The following is an 18,296-nucleotide window of genomic DNA, read 5'->3' on the forward strand; positions in this document are numbered from 1 at the left end:
GGTTGCCGCGCCTGAGTGCCGCAATACTGCTTTTGTTCACCCTTCTGGTCGCCGGCTGCGGCCAGAAGGGTGATCTCTACCTGCCGGACGAGGAAAGCACCCCCGGCGAACAATCCGGCCAGGAATAACCGGCATGGATCACTTCCAGTACCGCGGCGATCGCCTGTTCGCCGAAGACGTCGATCTGGGCAAGATCGCGGCCCGCTTCGGCACGCCCTGCTACGTCTATTCCGCCGCCACGCTGCGCCGCCACTATCAGGTATTCGACGACGCGCTGGCCGGATACCCCCATCTGATCTGCTACGCCGTCAAGGCCAACTCGAACCTCGGCATCCTGGGGCTGCTGGCCGACCTGGGCAGCGGTTTCGATATCGTGTCCGTGGGCGAACTGGAACGGGTGCTGGCCGCCGGGGGTGATCCCGCGAAATTGGTGTTCTCCGGCGTGGGCAAGCGGGCCGACGAGATGACGCGGGCGCTGGAAGCGGGCATCCGCTGCTTCAATATCGAGTCGGAAAGCGAGCTGCAGCGCCTCAACCGAGTGGCCGGCGACCTTGGCTGCAAGGCGCCCGTCTCGTTGCGGGTCAACCCGGACGTGGATGCCGGCACGCACCCGTATATCGCCACCGGGCTTAAGGAAAACAAGTTCGGCATCGACATCGAACGTGCCGAGGCCGTCTACCGGGAAGCCGCGGCGCTGCCGCACATCGACGTGGTGGGCGCCGACTGCCACATCGGCTCCCAGCTGACCCGGCTGGACCCGTTCCGCGACGCCGTCTCGCGCATGCTGGCCCTGATCGACCGGCTGGCCGGCCACGGCATCGCCATCCGCCATCTGGATGTCGGCGGCGGCCTGGGCATCACCTACCGCGACGAGACGCCGCCGTCCCCGGCCGATTACGCCGCCGCCGTGCGCGAGCTGGTGGCCGATCGCGATCTGGAACTGCTGGTGGAGCCCGGCCGGGTGCTGGTGGGCAACGCCGGCATCCTGCTCACCCGGGTGGAGCTGCTCAAGCCCGGCGAGCACAAGAATTTCGCCATCGTCGACGCGGCCATGAACGACCTGCTGCGGCCGGCGCTCTACGACGCCTGGCAGGCCATCGTGCCCGTGCACAAGGGCGCCAGCAACAATACCCGGCAATGGGACGTGGTCGGCCCGGTCTGCGAGACCGGCGACTGGCTGGGACGGGACCGCGAACTTAGCCTGGCCGAGGGCGACCTGCTGGCGGTGCGCTCGGCCGGCGCCTACGGTTTCGCCATGGCCTCCAACTACAACAGCCGGCCGCGGCCACCGGAACTGCTGGTCGACGGTGAGACCGTGCACGAGGTGCGCTCGCGGGAAACCATCGCCGACCTGATTCGCGGCGAGCAGACAGTCGCCTCGTTGAAAGCGGCGCTTACCGCAAAGGGCGCAAAGGGATGACTGGTCGAGTCGGACACAAGCATGCCATTGCGTCGTTCGCGGCTCACGTTGCCGGATCATGAGCGAGCAAGCCCTACAGGACCCGCTCATCCTGGTCGACGGCTCGTCCTGGCTGTACCGGGCCTTTCACGCCCTGCCGCCGCTGACCAACCGCGACAACGAGCCCACCGGCGCGATCTACGGCATGACCAACATGTTGCGCAAGCTGCTGCGCGAGTACGGCGCGGAGCGCGTGGTGGTGGTGTTCGACCCGCGCGGCAAGACCTTCCGCAATGACCTGTACGCCGAGTACAAGGCCAACCGCCCGCCGGTGCCGCCGGAACTGTCGGCCCAGTTCGAGGGCATTCGCGACATCGTCCGGGCCCTCAGCCTGCCGCTGATCCAGCGTGATGGCGTGGAGGCCGACGACGTGATCGGCACCCTGGCCACGCGAGCAGCCGCCGCCGGCGAGACGGTGCTGATCGTCACCGGCGACAAGGACATGGCGCAGCTGGTCAACGAACGCATCGAGCTGCTCGACACCATGCAGGACCGGCGCACCGACATTGCCCGGGTGCAGGAGAAGTTCGGCGTGGGGCCGGCCCTGATCGCCGACTACCTGGCCCTGGTCGGCGACAGTTCCGACAACATTCCCGGCGTGGCCAAGGTCGGCCCCAAGACCGCCGCCAAATGGCTGAACGAGTACGGCTCGCTGGACGGCGTGATCGCCAACGCCGGTGACATCGGCGGCAAGGTAGCGGAAAATCTGGCCGCCACCCTGGACGAACTGCCGCTGTACAAGGACCTGGCCACGATCCGCTGCGAACTGGATCTCGACGAGGGACCGGCCGACCTGCAGCGCGGCGAACCGGATACCGCGGCGCTGGCCGAGCTGTACCGGCGCTTCGATTTCAGCGCCTGGCTGCGGGATCTCGACGAAGGCGAGACGGGCCAGGCAGCGCCCTCGGCCGACCCGCCCCCGGCCGCGGACTACCACACGGTGCTGGATCGCGACGCCTTCGCCGCCATGCGGGACCAACTCGCCGCCGCCGAGCTGATCTGCTTTGACACCGAAACCGACAGCCTGCAGCCGATGCAGGCCAATCTGGTGGGTCTGTCGTTCGCCTGCGCGCCGGGCGAAGCCTGGTACGTGCCGGTGGGCCACGACTATCCGGGTGCGCCCGATCAGCTGGACCGCGACTGGGTGCTGGATCAGCTCCGACCCATCCTCGCCGACCCCGCCAAGCCGAAGGTCGGCCAGCATCTGAAATACGACATCAACGTTATGGCGCGCGCGGGCGTCACCGTCGCCGGCTGCGATTTCGACACCATGCTCGAGTCCTACGTGCTCAACAGCACGGCCACCCGTCACGACATGGATTCGCTGGCGCGCAAGTTCCTCGACCGCAGCACCATCAAGTTCGAGGAAGTGGCCGGCAAGGGCGCCAAGCAGATCACCTTCAACCAGGTGGGGCTGGAAGAAGCCGCGCCCTACGCCGCGGAGGACGCCGACGTCACCCTGCAACTGCATCGGCGGCTGTATCCGGAACTGGCGCAGGACAAGCAACTGGCCGCCCTGTTCCACGAGATCGAAATGCCGCTGATGCCGGTGCTGGCGACCGTGGAGCGCAACGGCGTACTCATCGACAGCGACTTTCTCGGCCGCATCAGCGGCGAGATGGGCGGGCGCATGGCCGACCTGCAGACCCGAGCCTTCGAGGAGGCCGGGGAGGCCTTCAACCTGGGCTCGCCCAATCAGTTGCAGAAGATTCTGTTCGACAAGCTGGACCTGCCGGTGCTGCGCAAGACACCCAAGGGGGCGCCGTCGACCGCCGAGGACGTGCTCAGCGAGCTGGCCGACCGCCACCCGCTGCCGCGCCTGATCCTGGACTGGCGGGAAATGGCCAAGCTGCGCTCGACCTATGCCGACAAGTTGCCGGAACAGGTCAATCCCGAGACCGGTCGCGTGCATACCAGCTACCAGCAGGCGGTGGCGGCCACCGGCCGGCTGTCGTCATCCGACCCCAACCTGCAGAACATCCCCATCCGCACTGAAACCGGCCGCCGCATCCGCGAGGCCTTCATCGCCCCCGCGGGCCGGGTGCTGCTGGCGGCCGATTATTCCCAGATCGAGCTGCGCATCATGGCGCATCTGTCGGAAGACCCGGTGCTGATCCGCGCCTTTCGCGACGGCGAGGACATTCACCGCGCCACCGCGGCGGAGGTGTTCGACACCCCGCTGGACGAGGTATCCGGCGAACAGCGGCGGGCGGCCAAGGCGATCAACTTCGGCCTGATGTACGGCATGTCGGCGTTCGGGCTGGCCCGCCAGCTGGGCATCGAGCGGGGCGAGGCGGCGGCCTACATCGATCGCTTCTTCGAACGCTTTGCCGGGGTGCGTGCATTCATGGACGGCACCCGGGAATCCGCCCGCGAACAGGGTTACGTGGAAACGCTGTTCGGTCGTCGCCTGTACCTGCCGGAAATCCGCGACCGCAATGCCCAGCGCCGGCAGTATGCCGAGCGAACCGCCATCAATGCCCCCCTGCAGGGCACCGCGGCGGATCTGATCAAGAAGGCCATGATCGACATCCACGGCTGGCTCGAGGCCGAGTCGGTCGATGCGCTGATGATCATGCAGGTCCACGACGAGCTGGTATTCGAAGTTCCCGAGGCCGGGGCCGAGGCGCTGGCCGAGCGGATTGCCGAGCGCATGTGCGCGGTCGCGGTACTGGCAGTGCCGCTGGTGGCGGATACCGGCATCGGGTCGAGCTGGGAGCAGGCGCACTGAGCGCCCCGGAGGCGCGGCGGTAACTTGCTGAACGAAAAGCGTTAAAAATTTTCGTCTGCGCCGGAACTCGAATCCGGATTACCGGTCTTATCTACCGTAAGCGAATGCTGCTTACCCGCTTGTTCTCCCTGAGCGGTAACCAATCCGGTTCCCCCCCAAGACCGGAGAAATTGCCCCGGTGGTATTCCCCCTGCCACCGGGGCATTTTTTATGCCGCTCGAGCCTGGTCATCCCCCGCGCGGTCACGTTCCCGGGTCCGGTGCACTCCAATCGGCAGGGCGTCGAAAGCGATTCTAGCGGCCGCAGATAGTTGATTTCAGGCGCTATCGCCAATGATGCCGAAAAATCATGTGGTGCCGTGGAACTCGACGGCGACACGCGGGTCTCATTCCATGCAAGCACACAATGCTTGCCCGCTTGTTCTCCCTGAGCGGTAACCAATCCGGTTTCCCCCCAACCGGAGTTGGCGCCCCGGCGGTTCTCCCCCTACCGCCGGGGCATTTTTTTGGGCGCCCGGAAAAGCGTTCCGTCCCGTGGGCGTCAATGCCGTTGCTCGAGCCGCTGCAGCGCCGAGAGCAGCATCAATTCCCGGAACAGGCCTTTCAATGCCTGGTTGGAGTCGCTTTCCGCCTTGGGGCAATCACCCCAGACCAGCCGCACACTGCCGGAATCGGCATCGATGAGTTGCAGTCGCGGGCTGCCATCGGCGGCAAGCCAGGCTTCGATGTCATAGCTCATGAGGTTCTACCTGCGTCGTTGAATGACAAGTAGAACGTATTACGAATTATTCTTATTTACAACCCGTTCGGGTCGAGCCACCGCGCCACGCGTATTCGCGCCTCCGAAACACCGATCTGCCGGGTGGCCGAGAATAGCTGCACGCCGTGGGCGGGCAGGGCCTTCTGAACTTCGTGCAGAGCCTTGAACTGCTGGTTGCGGGAGAGCTTGTCGGCCTTGGTCAGCAATACGTGGAAGCCCAGCCCGACCCCGGCGCCCCAGTCCAGCAACTGGGCATCGAATTCGGTCAGAGGATGGCGCACATCCATCATCAGCACCACGCCCCGCAGCTGCGGGCGACCGGTGAGATAGCCCTCCACCATCCGCTGCCAGGCTGCCCGGACCCGCGGCGGCACCCGGGCAAAGCCGTAGCCCGGGAGATCCACCAGCAGTCCCTCGTTGAGGGTGAAGAAGTTCAGCAACTGGGTGCGGCCGGGTGTCTTGCTGGTGCGGGCCAGATTGCGCCGGCCGCACATGGCATTGATGGCGCTGGACTTGCCGGCGTTCGAGCGGCCGGCGAAGGCAACCTCGGGCGCCTCTTCGGTGGGCAGGCCCCGCAGATCCGCCGCGGAGGTAAGGAACTGCGCGCCGGCCATGGGATTGTCGGGCTGGTTAACGCTCATGCGATCCCCGGCCGGGAGGCCCGGCACGATGTCAGGAACGGGTGGGGTGTTATACAATTCACGTTGCAAACCTCGCTGCCGTGCCGTCGCACCAGCCACCGCCGCGACGGCCGCCGCTGCCGGCGGGCTCATCGCCGGGGAATCACTGGCGAACAATTTCGGGAGTTTAACGCCACATGTCCATGCGAATGCTCATTGCCACCGGTCTCGTCATGACCGCATCGATGGTCCATGCCGATCCGTTCGTCGACGGTGACCCGGAGGCCGGGGCCGAAAAAGCCGCTCCCTGCGCCGCCTGTCACGGGGGCGACGGCAACAGCACCAACCCGCAATGGCCCAAGATCGCCGGTCAGAGCAGCGCCTACCTGTATCAGCAGCTCAAGCACTTCAAGAGCGGAGACCGCGCGAACGCGGTGATGCAGGGCCAGGTGGCCAACCTGTCCGACCAGGACATGAAGGATATCGCCGCACACTTTGCCGGCAACAACATGGCCCCGGGCGTGGCCGATCCGGATCAGGTCAAGCGCGGCGGCAGGCTGTATCACGCCGGTGACGAGGAAGCCGGCATCCCGGCCTGCGCCGGCTGCCACGGCCCGGCCGGACAGGGCAACGCCGCTGCGGCCTACCCGCGCATCGCCGGTCAGCACGCGGACTATCTTGGCACGCGCCTCAAGGCCTACCGCGAGGGTGAGCAGGATTATCCGGCCGCCGCGATCATGAGCGGAGTGGCCGCCGAACTGGAGGACGCCGATATCCAGGCCCTCACCAGCTATATCCAGGGCCTGGCGCCGCGCAGCAAGGCATCGCCATGAGCCGTCCGGCACTGATACTGGCCCTGGCGGCAGTGCTCACCGCCACCGCCGCCAACGCGCAGTTCCCGGCGCGGTATGTGGCCGGCGAGCACTACACCGCCCTGGACTCATCGGCACCAACCCGGGCCGAGGCGGATCAGGTGGCGGTGATCGAGTTCTTCGTCTATGGCTGCTCCCACTGTTACGAGTTCGACCCGATGGTCACCGAATGGGCAAACGAGCTGGCCGACGACGTGACATTCCGCCGGGTACCGGCCACCTTCGGTCAGGCCGGCCCCATCTACGCCCGGGTGTTCTACACCGCGAAGGCGCTGGACCTGGGCCAGGCGTTTCACGAAGCCTTCTTTGACGGCATCCATCAGGCCGGCCGCCGGCTGGTGGCCACCGACGATATCCGGGCCTTCTTCGTGGAGCAGGGCGTGGCCGGAGACGCCTTCGACAAGACTTTCAACAGCGAAGTCATCGACGAACGGGTGGCGAACGCCACCCGCCTGATCCAGGCCTACGGCGTGACTGCCGTGCCCAGCCTGGGCGTTGCCGGCCGCTTCTGGACCAACCCGCGGCAGACGGGCGGCTACGAGCCGATGCTGAACGTGGCGGATTTCCTGATCGACCGGGCCCGCGACTGACGCGATCGGCCGGCCCTGGTCACGGGGCCATGGCGGTCTGGTCCTTCTCGCGAATCGTCTCGTGGACGATCTGCCAACCCCCATCCGGCTGGCGCCGCCAGTACTGCTGACGATACACCGGCGAGCCGGCCGCGGGACCGGTATCGCGTGTGAACGAAACGAGCACCAGATCGGGCTCGCCCGGATAGCGATAGATGCTCAGCTGGTCCGACTCAACCGGCAGGTCCGCCATCGCGGGTGCCTCGTCGCGAATCAGATTGACGAACTGTTGACGGCCGAGCCCGTCGGCACTTAAGAAATTCGCGGCATAGCGCCGCGCCGGGTCGGGCGTATCCCGATCCTCCCGCCAGGCGATCACCGCGTCCCGCACCTCGCGCCGAGCCTGTGCCGCTTCGTCCAGGCTGAGCCAGTCGAGCTGTTCGGCAAACACGATCGGCGTGATGCCGGGGCGAATGAACTCGTGCAGAGCATTGAGATCGCTGTTGGCGACCACCACGCAACCCTCGCTGGCGCGCGGTGCCCGGTTGTAGGTATCTCGCGGCACGCCGTGCACCCAGATGCCATACCCGGTGCGACCGTAGTAGCGATCCCAGCTATTGGGATAGTCCACCGGGAAGGCCCCGTCCCCATAGAGTTCCGGCAGCTCGTCGTCCGGCTTGAACTCGGTGACGTGATACACGCCCAGCGGCGTGCGCAGGTCTCCCTCGAACTGCTTGCCGAAGCCGGCCGTACCGATGCTGGCGTAGAAATCGGCCACCAGGTCGAGGCCGGCCTCATCGTTGCGGAACACGTACAGGCGATTGCGCGCCAGATCCGCCACCAGCACATGCCGGAAGGCCGGCGCCAGTTGCAGCACGGCGTCGGGCACCGCCTCGGGCGGCGGGCTGAAGCGCCGATGCTGCCAGCGCAGGCGCGCTTCCTCGATCAATGCGTGCTGGCGGTCGCTGACCGGTGGCGCCCAGGCATCGGCCCGCCCACTGCGGGCCCGCAACAGCTCGGCGTGCAGGAAATGAGCGAGTCGGAAATCCGGCCGGTCCGTCTTCAGGCGGGCGAGCATGTTTTCCACCTGACCGTAGTCCCCGCGCCGCCACTCGGCCAATACGTCAACCACGCGTTTTTCCGTCTCGGCGTGATGCGGCAGGGTCGATGGCGCCTGGGCGGCCACGGTTCCGGTGGCGCCGATACCGAGGGCCAGCCACAGCCATGCAGCCACGACCAACGGCCCCGGCCTAGAGCGGTTCGTCGGTTTCCCGGAGTATCTGCCAGCCATCGTCCGTGCGCGCCATCAGGAGGGTCTTGCGAACGCGATCCTCGTAGGTATCGGATTGGTAATGCTGGCGGAAGCTGACTTCGGCGGTGGCATCATCAAGCAGCGTGATTCGGAAGTCGTCGATGCCGACGCGGATGCGTCCGGGGGCAGCGACCCGCTCGCGCCGGTTGTCAGCCCAGGCCGCGCGGCTGCGGCCGTCGGCGGGGCGAAAGTCGGCCGCATAACTGTTCAGATAAGCCGCCACATCCTGATCGGACCAGGCGCGGGCCCACGCCTGCACGCTGGCACGGATCGCGGCCTGTGTATCGGTATCGGCTTCATCCGGGGCCGCATCCGCGGTCGCGGCAGCGTCCGGTTCGTCGTCAGGCAACGCATCCGGCGCGGGTGTGGATGCCGGCGCTTGTTCACCGGGCGACAGGGCCGGCTCCGGGGTCGGGGCGGGCGCGTCCACCACCTGCGTACGAGACGCGGCCTCGCGACGGCCGTCGAAGCTCGACACCATCTCCAGCTGCACGCCGAGGTCTTCCGGCCGGCCCTCCGGGTCCAGCGCCTTGCTGTAGGCCACGGCGGCCAGGGCGGTGTAGACATCACCCAGATTGCGGTGCGCCGTGGCGTAGGCCGGGTGCGTTTCCATCGCCGCTTCCAGCCAGCGGCGGGCCTGTTCGTAATCGTTCTGGCGGGAATAGAGCACCGCCAGATTGTTGGCGGGCTCGGGATGATCCGGATACTCGCGGGCCAGTTCACCGAACAGGTTGATGGCGGCGTCGGTGTTGCCGGCCTGCGCCAGCGCTCTTGCCTTCAGAAACCGCAACTCGCTGTTGCCGGGGTCGGATGCCAGTGCCTGCTCTGCCAGATCCAGGGCAGTCTCGGCCTGGCCGCCCGCCAGCTTCGCGGAAATGGTAGTAGCATCCGCCAGCGCGCTTCCCGGCCCCAGCAGTGCACCCAGCAGCAGCGTGGCGCCCAATCCCTTGCACGCATCCATAACCAAACCCGTTCTCCTTCGCCGACCCATCCCCGGCTCACCGAACGGGCGGCTGGGGTGCCAGCGGAACATGCCGCGTGAATGCGTCCGAGTATACATGACCGAATCGCGGCCAGGCCTTGCCGGGCCCTTCGTCACGGTGGCCTTTTACCCGGACGCAAGGCAGACTTTTGCCACCTGATTGGAAGGCTCTACACCATGATTGTTCCCGTCATTCTCGCCGGCGGCGCCGGCACCCGCCTGTGGCCGCTCTCACGCGACGCGCGGCCCAAGCAGTTCCTGCCGCTGACCGGGGAACGAACACTGCTGGCGGAGACCGCGCAGCGTGTCGCGAAACTGGAAAACACGACGGCCCCGCTGGTAGTCGGCCGGGAGGCCCACCGCTTTCTGATCGCCGAACAGCTGCGACAGGCGGGTACACCGGGGATGGTGATGCTGGAGCCTGCCGGGAGAAACACTGCCCCGGCCGCCGCCGCCGCCGCGTTCGAAGCGCTGGCCACGCACGGCCCCGTCAGCCAGTTGCTGATTCTGCCCTCCGACCATGTCATGGCGGACACCGGCGCCTTCGCGACGGCTGTCGCCATCGCCAGCGATGCCGCGGCGAGCGGCTATCTCACCACTTTCGGTGTCATGCCCACGAGCCCGGAAACCGGCTACGGCTACATCCGGCGGGGCGAGGATCTGCTCGACGGCGTGGCCCGGGTGGCTGCCTTCGTGGAAAAGCCGGACAAAGCCACCGCGACAACCTATCTCGACAGCGGCGATTACCTGTGGAACAGCGGCATGTTCCTGTTTCCGGCCCAGGCCTATCTGGACGCCCTGGCATCCCATGCGCCGGACTTGCTCGAAAGCGCCCGGGCCGCCCATGCCGGCGCCGAACGCGACAGCGACTTCCTGCGCCTCGACCCGCAGGCCTTCGCCGCCTGCCGCAGCGATTCGATCGACTACGCGGTGATGGAACGGACCGAACACGCCGCGGTGGTAGCCCTGGACGCCGGCTGGAGCGACCTGGGCAGCTGGGGCAGCGTGGCCGAAGCGGCCGGTGTCGATGCCGATCGCAATTACTGTCACGGCGACGTGATGCTGACCGATACCGAGGACTGCGTGATCCACAGCGACGGCCGGCTGGTCACCACACTGGGGCTGCAGAACACGCTGGTGGTAGCCACGGACGACGCCGTGCTGGTGGCCGACCGCAACCGGGAACAGGACATCAAGGCAGTGGTCTCCCGGCTGCGCGACGACAATCGCCGGGAAGCCACCGAGCATCGCAAGGTCTACCGCCCCTGGGGCAGCTACGAGGCCATCGCCGCGGGCGACCGCTTTCAGGTCAAGCGCATCATCGTGCCGCCCGGCGGGCGTCTGTCGCTGCAGAAGCACCATCACCGCGCGGAGCACTGGGTGGTGGTGGAGGGCACGGCTCTGGTCACCCGCGGCGAGGAACAGACGCTGCTGACCGAGGATCAGTCCACCTACATCCCGCTGGGCACGATCCATCGGCTGGAAAACCCCGGCAAGGTCGATCTGGTGCTGATCGAGGTCCAGTCCGGCAGCTATCTGGGCGAGGACGACATCGTCCGCTACGACGATATCTACGGTCGCACCGGCGACGACAGCAAAAGGAAATCCGCCTGATGGGTCGGCACTATCCCTTCTTCAAGGCCTACGACGTCCGCGCCCGGGTTCCGGATGAACTGGATGCGGACATGGCCCGCCGCATCGGCCGTGCCTTCGTAGCCCACCGACAGGCGAAGCGCGTGGTGGTGGGCCTGGACATGCGCCTGTCCAGCCCGGAACTTGCCGACGCCCTGGCGGACGGCCTGCAACAGGCTGGTGCCGACGTGCTGGATATCGGCCTGTGCGGCACCGAAGAGGTCTACTACGCCACGTTCAACGAAAACGCGGACGGCGGGATCATGGTCACCGCCAGCCACAACCCGCGCGACTACAACGGCATGAAGTTCGTGCGCGAACAGGCCCGGCCGATCTCCGCGGATACCGGCCTTTTCGACATCGAGGATCTGGTCCACGCCGACGATTTCACGGACGCATCACGGCCCGGGCAGCGTCGGCCGCTGGATCACCGTCCGGGCTACATCGACTTTCTGGTCGGCCAGATCGACCCGACCAGGCTCAAGCCGCTGAAGATCGTCGCCAACCCCGGCAACGGCTGCGCCGGCCTGGTGATGGCGGAACTGGAAAGGCGGCTGCCGTTCGCGGTCACACGGGTGCACTTCGAACCGGACGGCGAGCTGCCCAACGGCATTCCCAATCCGCTGCTGCCGGAAAACCGCGAGGCCACCGCGGCGGCGGTGCGCGAGGCCGGCGCCGACCTGGGCCTGGCCTGGGACGGCGATTTCGACCGCTGCTTCTTCTTCGACGAAACCGGCGAGTTCATCGAGGGCTACTACCTCGTAGGCCTGATCGCCCGCATGATGCTGGCCCTGGAACCGGGCGCCCGCATCGTGCACGATCCGCGGCTAACCTGGAACACGATTGAACTGGTCGAACAGACGGGCGGCGTGCCGGTGCAGTCCAAATCCGGCCACTCGTTCATGAAACAGCGCATGCGCGAAGAGGATGCCGCCTACGGCGGCGAGATGAGCGCCCACCACTACTTCCGCAGCTTCGCCTACGCCGACAATGGGCATCTGCCCTGGCTGCTGGTGGCGCAGCTGATGTCGGAAACCGGGCAGTCGCTGTCGTCGCTGGTCAACGAAAGGCTGGCCGCGTTTCCCGCCAGCGGCGAGATCAACCGCGAGATTGGCGATCCGGATGCCGCTTTAGCCGGGTTGGAAGCGCACTACGCTGCACAGGCCGAGCGGATCGAGCACGTCGACGGCCTGTCGATGGAATTCCCCGACTGGCGCTTCAATCTGCGCAAGTCGAATACCGAACCGGTGGTACGTCTGAATGTGGAAGCCCGTGCCGATATCGGGCTGATGCGTACGCGTACCGACGAGCTGATCGGTCTGCTCGACCAGTACTAGGGCCGTCCTGTTTCACCGCGCGAAGCGCCCCCGCGCCGATCGTGGCGCAGGGGCGTCATGCCGGACGGATGCGGCTAGACGCGCATGCCCAGTTCCTGCCAGTTCGGGGCGATGGTGGCCTCGGCACTGGCGCGGGCATTCATGCTGTCGAACCAGCGGCCGACGTTCTTCAGCCCCGGATCAAGCGGCTGACCCACGCTGGCCACGAAGTCCAGATGGCAGTAGAGCACGATGTCGGCCAGGGTCATCTTGTTGCCGGCCACGTACTCGCGATCGGCCATCAGGTCATCGAGCCAGACCAGACCCGCCTGACCCTTCTTCTTCAGGCCGTCGGCGGCCTCGGGCAGGCACATCGTGCGATCCTTGAACAGGTCGTAACCCTCGGCGAAACGGAAGCCGTTGAGCAGGAACTCGGTGATGTTGAGCTCCACCCGGCGCACCCACATGCGGGTATTGACCCGCTCTTCCGGCGTGCTGCCGACCAGGGCCGGGCTGGGGTGCTTTTCCTCAAGGTACTCGCAGATGGCGACGGTTTCGCCGATCACGGTGCCGTCATCCAGTTCCAGCGCCGGGATCTGACCGGCCGGGTTCTTTTTCACGAACGCGTCGCCACGATTCTCGCCGCCCAGCAGATCGTGATCGACCTGCGGCAGCTCGATGCCTTTCTCGTGCATGAACATGCGCACCAGTCGGGGATTGGGGCCTAGCGAATTGAGCAACTTCATGATGTGGTCTCCTCCTGTTGACCGACGCGCACCGCGTCGGCGTTTGAAAACTGTGTGCCCGGATCGGGCGACGGCGTAGCATCCGCCATGAAAGCAGGCGGAGCAACCGTCCGGATTGCCCGATTGCTCAAGGGAGCCTGAACGTGGCCTATGACACCGGGTTGACCGAGCGCATTGCGGATTGCTTGCGTGACCATGCCTTCATCGAGTCGCGGGCGATGTTCGGCGGTCTGGCCTTCTTCATCAACGGCAACATGCTGGCTGCCGTGCTGGGCGATGAGCTAGTGGTGCGCGTCGGCCCGGCCGCCTGGGAGGCCGCACTGGCACTGCCCCATGCCCGGAAGATGGACTTCACCGGGCGTCCGATGCGGGGGTTCGTCACCGTCGACCCCGCCGGGATCGAGGACGACGCCGACCTGGCCGCCTGGCTGGATCGCGGCATCGCATTCGCAGGGAACCTGCTGCCCAAGCCATGAGTCGTCACGGCAATCAGAAGCGGTATCGCCAGCTCAGATCGAGCTCGTAGCCTTCCACCGAAGCATTGATGTTCTGTTCCGGAAAACGGGCGTTGGGGCCGCCGATGTCGTTCTTGAACGAGACCAGCAGGGACAAATCCAGCGAGACCCGCTCGCTGTGTCGCCAGCTGGCGCCGGCCGCGACCTTGTGCTTGAGAATGCTCTGGGCAAGGATGTTGAAGAATAGCTCATCCTGATCAACCGGCGGATCGGGGACGTAGGCGTATCCCGCCCGCCAGGTCCAGGCGCCGGGCGGCTGGTATCGGACGCCCACCTTGTAGGCGCTGCTGTCCTCCCAGCCGAAGCCGGGCCCGCCGACCGAACCCAGCAGGCCGGGATTGTCGGGCTCATTACCCTGCCCGGAGACATCGCTGTAGAAGACCCGCTGCACGTCGAACAACAGCGTCCACATTGCGTCCATCTGCCAGGCGACGCCGAGGCTTGCATAGGCGGGAATGTCGAGCCGCCCGCGATCCGGCAGTATCCCCTGGTAATCATCGAACTCGTCGACGCGGATTTTGGTCTGGTAGACGGCACCGAATGCCAGGCCATAAGGCGCCTCGAACTGTGCGCCCAGCTTGGCCCCGTAGCCCAGTGAATAATCGTGGCCATTGTCGGACAGACTGTCCGGCGCACGGGAGGCCGCGGCAAACGCCGCCAGTCCCTCGAACTGGATGGTTTCGATGGCAACAATCGGCGCGATGCCCAGGCGCAAACGGTCCGTGATCTGGCGCGCGTAGGTCGGGGCCAGAAAAAACTGGGCCAGGTCGATGCCGGCGCCCCCCGCGCAGTAGATGCCTTTCCCGCTGGTTTCTTCCGGGCAGGTGGGATTGTCGAAGTCGTCGTAGGTGGTATTCAGGCCACCATTGGCGTAAAGCACCAGTGCGAATGCCGAACGCTCGTCGATTCGCCAGTTCATCCCGCCCTGGGGGATGGTGAACACATCCAGCGGCACCTCCGGGTCGGATCTCACGCCCCCCGGACGCAGGGGAAAGCTGCCGGGCGGCGGCTCCGCCGGGGGGTCGAATGCCCCGGGTTCGAAGGCGGGTCTCGCATGCAGCAGGAGCAGATCGAACTGCAGGGCCCGATCCGGGACGGTAACGATACCCGCCGGGTTGTTGGCGCCCACCAGGGGCGTATCCCCGCCCAGCGCGATGCCGGCGCCGGCCGTCCCCTTGCTGATGGCACCCCAGCCGTTCGGGAAATAGCCGGCGCCGGTAAAGCCGGCCGAACTCCAGACCACGGCCATGGCGGCCAGGCAATAATTGAACACGACGCGTGTCATGGTCCGGTCCCCCGCTCGCGGTGATTGGTATTGTTGCCGACCGGAATCGTCGGTCAGCGTGCTACGCGGGTCAGCGGCAGCACCTCTCCCCAAACCACGCTACCGGAGCAAGCACGCTGGCGACCCACCCGAATGCGCAGCTCTCGCCCGGCCGCGCGGCATCGACACGCTCAGGCCCCGGCACTGGGGCGCGCCGACACCACCTGATGCCAGCGCTGCAGGTTCGGCCGCTGATCATCCACCGGCACCTTCACCACACTGGCGAAATCCACGCTGCACAGGGCGGTGATATCCGCCACCGAGAAGCTGTCGCCGGCCATGAACTCGGTTTCCGCCAGCCGCCGGTCGAGCAGATCGAACCCCTGGGCCAGACGCTCCAGGCTGATCTCACCGAATTCCTTGGATGTCTTTTCGCGGTCGGCAAAGATGCCCGACAGGTTGCGGAAGCTCATCGCCACCTGCAGCAGCACGTTGAATTCCACCCCGCGGTTCCACATCTCGATCCGGCCCTGGCTGACCGGATCGCTGCCGAACAGTGACGGTTCCGGCTTTATGCCCTCCAGATACCGGCAGATGGCGACCGATTCGCCGATGCAAGTGCCGTCGTCCAGCTCCAGGGTCGGCACCACTCCGAGCGGGTTCTTGGCCCGATAGGCATCCGACAGATTCTCGCCGGCGCGGATGTCCACTTCCACGAGTTCAACGTCCTGGATGCCCTTTTCGGCCATGAAGATGCGCACGCGGCGCGGGTTGGGGGACTGGGCGAATTGATGCAGACGCATGCGAGATAACTCCTTGGGATGAACCAGAGGGGGCGACAATCAGGCGATGGAGCCGCCGTCCACCACGTAGACCGAGCCGCTGACATAGCTCGCCGCCGGGCTGGCCAGGAACAGGATGGCGGGGGCGATTTCCGCCGGCTCGGCCACCCGGCCCAGCGGAATGGTGGGCAGGAACTGGTTGAGCACCTGCTCGTTGTGGACCAGCGCCGAGGCGAACTTGGTGTCGGTCACGCCCGGCGCCACGGCGTTGACGCGAATGCCGAACTGGCCGCATTCCTTGGCGAAGGCCTTGGTCATGTTGATCACCGCCGCCTTGGTCACCGAGTAGATACCCATCATCTGCCCGGGGGTAAGCCCCGCGATGGAGGCATTGTTGACGATGGCCCCGCCGCCCTGTTTCTTCATGATCCGGCCGGCCAGCTGGCAGGCGTAGAAGTAACCGCGCACGTTGACATCCAGCGTCTTGCCTACCGCGGCCAGGTCGGTGTCCAGGATGTGGCCAAAGCTGGGATTGGTGGCGGCATTGTTGACCATGATGTCGAGCCGATCGAAGCGGCTCTCGATGTCGGCGAAGAAGGCGTCCATGGCCGCCGGGTCACCGATGTGACAGGGCATGGCGGTGGCCTGGCCACCGGCGTCACGGATAGCCTGGGCCACCGCTTCGCAGCCTTCCGCCTTGCGCGCGGACACCACCACATGGGCGCCGTGGCGGGCGAACAGGTGGGCGGCGGCCTCGCCGATCCCGCGCGAGGCGCCGGTGATGACGGCGGTCTTGCCGGTGAGATCGAAGGTGTTATCGGTCATCGGAAACTCCATGCGTTGAATTTCTTAACCGCAAAGGTCGCAAAGCAATTCTTTTCGCTTCTCCGTTGCGCCCTTCGCGGTTCGTAGTTCGTGTCGCGTATACGTGGTTCAAAGCCGCGACTGGTCGATCACACGCTGGCAGACATCACCCAGCACCGGCACGAATATCCGGAATGCCTTGAACCGCTCGTCCTGGGTCTTGCCTTCCTTGTAGCGCTTGTAGATCTGCTGGACGATGGCGATCAGCCGGAACACGCCGAACACGTAGTAGAAATCCCAGTTATCGACGTCGAGACCCGTGCGTTCCCGGTACCGGGCCAGCATCTGATCGCGGGTGAGCATGCCCGGCAGGTTGGTCGGGCCCATGCGTACCCCCTGCAGGGTTTCCGGATCATCGGCCTGCACCCAGTAGGACATGGAGCAGGCGAAATCCATCACCGGATCACCCAGGGTGGCCATCTCCCAGTCCAGCACGCCGATGATGCGGGTCGGGTCGGCCGGGTCGAGCACCACGTTGTCCAGCTTGTAATCGTTGTGGATGATTGCCGCCCGACCGGGATCACACGGCATCTTGTCCTCCAGCCAGGCCATGATCGGCTCGCAGTCGGGCACATCGTCGGTGCGGGCGTTGCGAAAGCGCTTGTTCCAGCCGCGAATCTGGCGCTCGACATAGCCGGCGGGCTTGCCGAAATCGGCCATGCCCGCGGCCTCGACATCAATGGTGTGCAGTTCCGCCTGGACGTCCAGCAGCGATTCACACAGCCGCGCGGCCTGGTCGGCCGACAGGCTCATGCCCTCCGGCAGATCACGGCGGACGATGATGCCGGTGAGACGCTCCATCACGTAGAACTCGGCGCCGATCACGCTCTCGTCGGTGCAGTGGACCACCGGCCGCGGGGCGTACTCGAACACCCCCTGAAGCCGCGAGAGCACCTCGAATTCCCGGCCCATGTCGTGGGCCGAGGCGACATTGCTGCCGAACGGCGGGCGCCGCAGCACATACTCGCGGCCATTGGCCTGCAGCGAGTAGGTCAGGTTGGACGCGCCGCCGGGAAACTGGCGGATGGCCAGATCCCCCGCCAGTTCCGGCGCGGCGTCACGGAAATAGGCCGCGAGCGCGGCGGTATCCAGGTCCTCGCCCTCGCGAATGTCGGTGGCGTGATCGATTTCGGTCATACGGTGATTTCCTCCATGGGCGTGGGCGCCAGATAGCGCGTCGCCAGTTCCTGCACGGCACGAGCATAGCCCGCGGCGGTCTGGCCGCGGCGGCCGTGCTTGCCGTGCTTGAGATACCAGTCCTGCAGCACCGCCTTGAGCATGGCGGCGGCGGCCAGCGCGTCGGTGTCGCGGAAACTGCCGTCGGCCTGACCTTCCCGGATGATGGCGGCGAAGATTTCCTCGGTGGCCTCCTCCATCGCCACCGCCTGGCGGCGCTCGGCCTGCCCCAGATGGCGGGCTTCCATGTAGAGGAACACGAACCACGGCCGCAGGATCTCGCTGAGCAACACGTGGGCCCGGATGGCCTCGTCCAGCCGGGCACGGGCGGTAACATGCTGATCCACCTGCCGGCGCAGCACCTGCTCGATCTGCCGCTGCCCCTGGCGCTGGATCACCGCCACCAGTTCGTCCTTGCTCTGGAAGTAGGCGTAGAGCCCGCCCAGTGACAGCCCGGTGCGCCGCGCCAGGTCCCGCAGGCTCATAGCCGCGAACCCCTTGCGATTGGCGATGGCCAGGGTGGCATCGACAATTCTGGCCAGATTGGCCACGGCGATGGTTTCGTTCTGCACCGACACGCTGTCGCCGTGTTCGGCGTAGATCGCCCGGCACAGCTCGGTCATGGACACCCCGGCATCGCGCCGGAACGCCCGCAGTTCATCCGCCGCCCGGCGGTTGGCCACGGCCGGCACCACGC

General features: G+C 66.2%; 18 protein-coding genes. 8 read left to right on the forward strand and 10 right to left on the reverse strand.

What is annotated here, in order from left to right; genetic code table 11:
* The first annotated feature begins 2 nt into the window (after positions 1-2).
* Genes lptM through polA form a run of 3 tightly spaced genes read left to right on the forward strand, consistent with a single transcriptional unit; the run spans position 3 to position 4,190 of the window.
* A complete protein-coding gene (gene lptM / locus RM531_RS10185; protein ID WP_311659066.1) occupies positions 3-128 on the forward strand; it encodes an LPS translocon maturation chaperone LptM in 126 nt (41 codons plus the stop codon).
* Between the two features lie 5 nt (positions 129-133).
* Positions 134-1,420, forward strand: a complete 1,287-nt coding sequence (gene lysA, locus RM531_RS10190; protein WP_311659068.1) for a diaminopimelate decarboxylase — start codon at positions 134-136, stop codon at positions 1,418-1,420.
* Between the two features lie 58 nt (positions 1,421-1,478).
* Positions 1,479-4,190, forward strand: a complete 2,712-nt coding sequence (gene polA / locus RM531_RS10195) for a DNA polymerase I (RefSeq protein WP_311659070.1) — start codon at positions 1,479-1,481, stop codon at positions 4,188-4,190.
* Between the two features lie 540 nt (positions 4,191-4,730).
* On the opposite strand, the gene RM531_RS10200 is transcribed toward polA, so the two are convergent.
* Both RM531_RS10200 and yihA read right to left on the reverse strand, forming a co-directional pair.
* On the reverse strand, positions 4,731-4,928 hold the full coding sequence (locus tag RM531_RS10200) for a hypothetical protein (RefSeq protein WP_311651258.1): 198 nt from the start codon (positions 4,926-4,928) through the stop codon (positions 4,731-4,733).
* A gap of 56 nt (positions 4,929-4,984) precedes the next feature.
* The gene (gene yihA / locus RM531_RS10205) at positions 4,985-5,590 is read right to left on the reverse strand and encodes a ribosome biogenesis GTP-binding protein YihA/YsxC (RefSeq protein WP_311659072.1); all 606 of its coding nucleotides are present in this window, start codon (positions 5,588-5,590) and stop codon (positions 4,985-4,987) included.
* 176 nt (positions 5,591-5,766) lie between these two features.
* Between yihA and RM531_RS10210 the strand changes: the two genes are divergently transcribed.
* Entirely contained in the window at positions 5,767-6,402 is a 636-nt protein-coding gene (locus RM531_RS10210) for a c-type cytochrome (protein ID WP_311659073.1), read from the forward strand.
* A complete protein-coding gene (locus RM531_RS10215) occupies positions 6,399-7,031 on the forward strand; it encodes a thiol:disulfide interchange protein DsbA/DsbL (RefSeq protein WP_311659074.1) in 633 nt (210 codons plus the stop codon). The genes RM531_RS10210 and RM531_RS10215 overlap by 4 nt, the downstream gene beginning before the upstream one ends.
* A gap of 19 nt (positions 7,032-7,050) precedes the next feature.
* Here RM531_RS10215 and RM531_RS10220 read toward each other — a convergent pair whose 3' ends face one another.
* On the reverse strand, positions 7,051-8,244 hold the full coding sequence (locus tag RM531_RS10220; protein WP_311659075.1) for a L,D-transpeptidase family protein: 1,194 nt from the start codon (positions 8,242-8,244) through the stop codon (positions 7,051-7,053).
* A 16-nt stretch (positions 8,245-8,260) separates the two neighbouring features.
* Positions 8,261-9,283, reverse strand: coding sequence for a tetratricopeptide repeat protein (locus tag RM531_RS10225; protein WP_311659076.1), 1,023 nt, complete (start codon positions 9,281-9,283; stop codon positions 8,261-8,263).
* A 198-nt stretch (positions 9,284-9,481) separates the two neighbouring features.
* Here RM531_RS10225 and RM531_RS10230 point away from each other — a divergent pair, with 198 nt between their 5' ends.
* Both RM531_RS10230 and RM531_RS10235 read left to right on the forward strand, forming a co-directional pair.
* Positions 9,482-10,918 (forward strand): mannose-1-phosphate guanylyltransferase/mannose-6-phosphate isomerase, encoded by a 1,437-nt coding sequence (locus tag RM531_RS10230; protein WP_311659077.1) that lies wholly within the window; start codon positions 9,482-9,484, stop codon positions 10,916-10,918.
* A complete protein-coding gene (locus RM531_RS10235) occupies positions 10,918-12,273 on the forward strand; it encodes a phosphohexomutase domain-containing protein (protein ID WP_311659078.1) in 1,356 nt (451 codons plus the stop codon). The genes RM531_RS10230 and RM531_RS10235 overlap by 1 nt, the downstream gene beginning before the upstream one ends.
* A 74-nt stretch (positions 12,274-12,347) precedes the next feature.
* Here RM531_RS10235 and RM531_RS10240 read toward each other — a convergent pair whose 3' ends face one another.
* Complete coding sequence (locus tag RM531_RS10240) at positions 12,348-12,998, reverse strand: glutathione S-transferase family protein (RefSeq protein WP_311659079.1); 651 nt, start codon at positions 12,996-12,998, stop codon at positions 12,348-12,350.
* Between the two features lie 143 nt (positions 12,999-13,141).
* On the opposite strand from RM531_RS10240, the gene RM531_RS10245 reads away from it, so the two are divergent.
* Positions 13,142-13,474 (forward strand): TfoX/Sxy family protein, encoded by a 333-nt coding sequence (locus tag RM531_RS10245; protein WP_311659080.1) that lies wholly within the window; start codon positions 13,142-13,144, stop codon positions 13,472-13,474.
* Between the two features lie 13 nt (positions 13,475-13,487).
* On the opposite strand, the gene RM531_RS10250 is transcribed toward RM531_RS10245, so the two are convergent.
* The 5 genes from RM531_RS10250 to RM531_RS10270 form a co-directional block, all read right to left on the reverse strand.
* On the reverse strand, positions 13,488-14,798 hold the full coding sequence (locus tag RM531_RS10250; RefSeq protein ID WP_311659081.1) for an OmpP1/FadL family transporter: 1,311 nt from the start codon (positions 14,796-14,798) through the stop codon (positions 13,488-13,490).
* A 170-nt stretch (positions 14,799-14,968) separates the two neighbouring features.
* The gene (locus RM531_RS10255) at positions 14,969-15,580 is read right to left on the reverse strand and encodes a glutathione S-transferase family protein (protein ID WP_311659082.1); all 612 of its coding nucleotides are present in this window, start codon (positions 15,578-15,580) and stop codon (positions 14,969-14,971) included.
* Between the two features lie 39 nt (positions 15,581-15,619).
* Positions 15,620-16,384, reverse strand: a complete 765-nt coding sequence (locus RM531_RS10260; RefSeq protein ID WP_311659083.1) for an SDR family oxidoreductase — start codon at positions 16,382-16,384, stop codon at positions 15,620-15,622.
* Positions 16,385-16,492: 108 nt separating this feature from the next.
* On the reverse strand, positions 16,493-17,560 hold the full coding sequence (locus RM531_RS10265) for a phosphotransferase family protein (protein WP_311659084.1): 1,068 nt from the start codon (positions 17,558-17,560) through the stop codon (positions 16,493-16,495).
* Entirely contained in the window at positions 17,557-18,294 is a 738-nt protein-coding gene (locus tag RM531_RS10270) for a TetR/AcrR family transcriptional regulator (RefSeq protein ID WP_311659086.1), read from the reverse strand. Before RM531_RS10270 ends, RM531_RS10265 begins: the two co-directional genes overlap by 4 nt.
* Positions 18,295-18,296 lie beyond the last annotated feature (2 nt).

Origin of the sequence: Spectribacter acetivorans (genome assembly GCF_031846305.1) — a bacterium.
GTDB lineage: Bacteria > Pseudomonadota > Gammaproteobacteria > Nevskiales > Salinisphaeraceae > Spectribacter > Spectribacter acetivorans.

What these genes read in the sequence shown, in the direction of transcription:
- RM531_RS10230 (WP_311659077.1), top strand. Translation starts at nt 9,482, where the DNA reads ATGATTGTTCCCGTCATTCTCGCCGGCGGCGCCGGCACCCGCCTGTGG.
- RM531_RS10255 (WP_311659082.1), bottom strand. Translation starts at nt 15,580, where the DNA reads ATGCGTCTGCATCAATTCGCCCAGTCCCCCAACCCGCGCCGCGTGCGC.
- RM531_RS10200 (WP_311651258.1), bottom strand. Translation starts at nt 4,928, where the DNA reads ATGAGCTATGACATCGAAGCCTGGCTTGCCGCCGATGGCAGCCCGCGA.
- RM531_RS10250 (WP_311659081.1), bottom strand. Translation starts at nt 14,798, where the DNA reads ATGACACGCGTCGTGTTCAATTATTGCCTGGCCGCCATGGCCGTGGTC.
- RM531_RS10215 (WP_311659074.1), top strand. Translation starts at nt 6,399, where the DNA reads ATGAGCCGTCCGGCACTGATACTGGCCCTGGCGGCAGTGCTCACCGCC.
- RM531_RS10260 (WP_311659083.1), bottom strand. Translation starts at nt 16,384, where the DNA reads ATGACCGATAACACCTTCGATCTCACCGGCAAGACCGCCGTCATCACC.
- polA (WP_311659070.1), top strand. Translation starts at nt 1,479, where the DNA reads ATGAGCGAGCAAGCCCTACAGGACCCGCTCATCCTGGTCGACGGCTCG.
- RM531_RS10265 (WP_311659084.1), bottom strand. Translation starts at nt 17,560, where the DNA reads ATGACCGAAATCGATCACGCCACCGACATTCGCGAGGGCGAGGACCTG.
- RM531_RS10210 (WP_311659073.1), top strand. Translation starts at nt 5,767, where the DNA reads ATGTCCATGCGAATGCTCATTGCCACCGGTCTCGTCATGACCGCATCG.
- yihA (WP_311659072.1), bottom strand. Translation starts at nt 5,590, where the DNA reads ATGAGCGTTAACCAGCCCGACAATCCCATGGCCGGCGCGCAGTTCCTT.
- RM531_RS10235 (WP_311659078.1), top strand. Translation starts at nt 10,918, where the DNA reads ATGGGTCGGCACTATCCCTTCTTCAAGGCCTACGACGTCCGCGCCCGG.
- RM531_RS10240 (WP_311659079.1), bottom strand. Translation starts at nt 12,998, where the DNA reads ATGAAGTTGCTCAATTCGCTAGGCCCCAATCCCCGACTGGTGCGCATG.
- RM531_RS10225 (WP_311659076.1), bottom strand. Translation starts at nt 9,283, where the DNA reads ATGGATGCGTGCAAGGGATTGGGCGCCACGCTGCTGCTGGGTGCACTG.
- lysA (WP_311659068.1), top strand. Translation starts at nt 134, where the DNA reads ATGGATCACTTCCAGTACCGCGGCGATCGCCTGTTCGCCGAAGACGTC.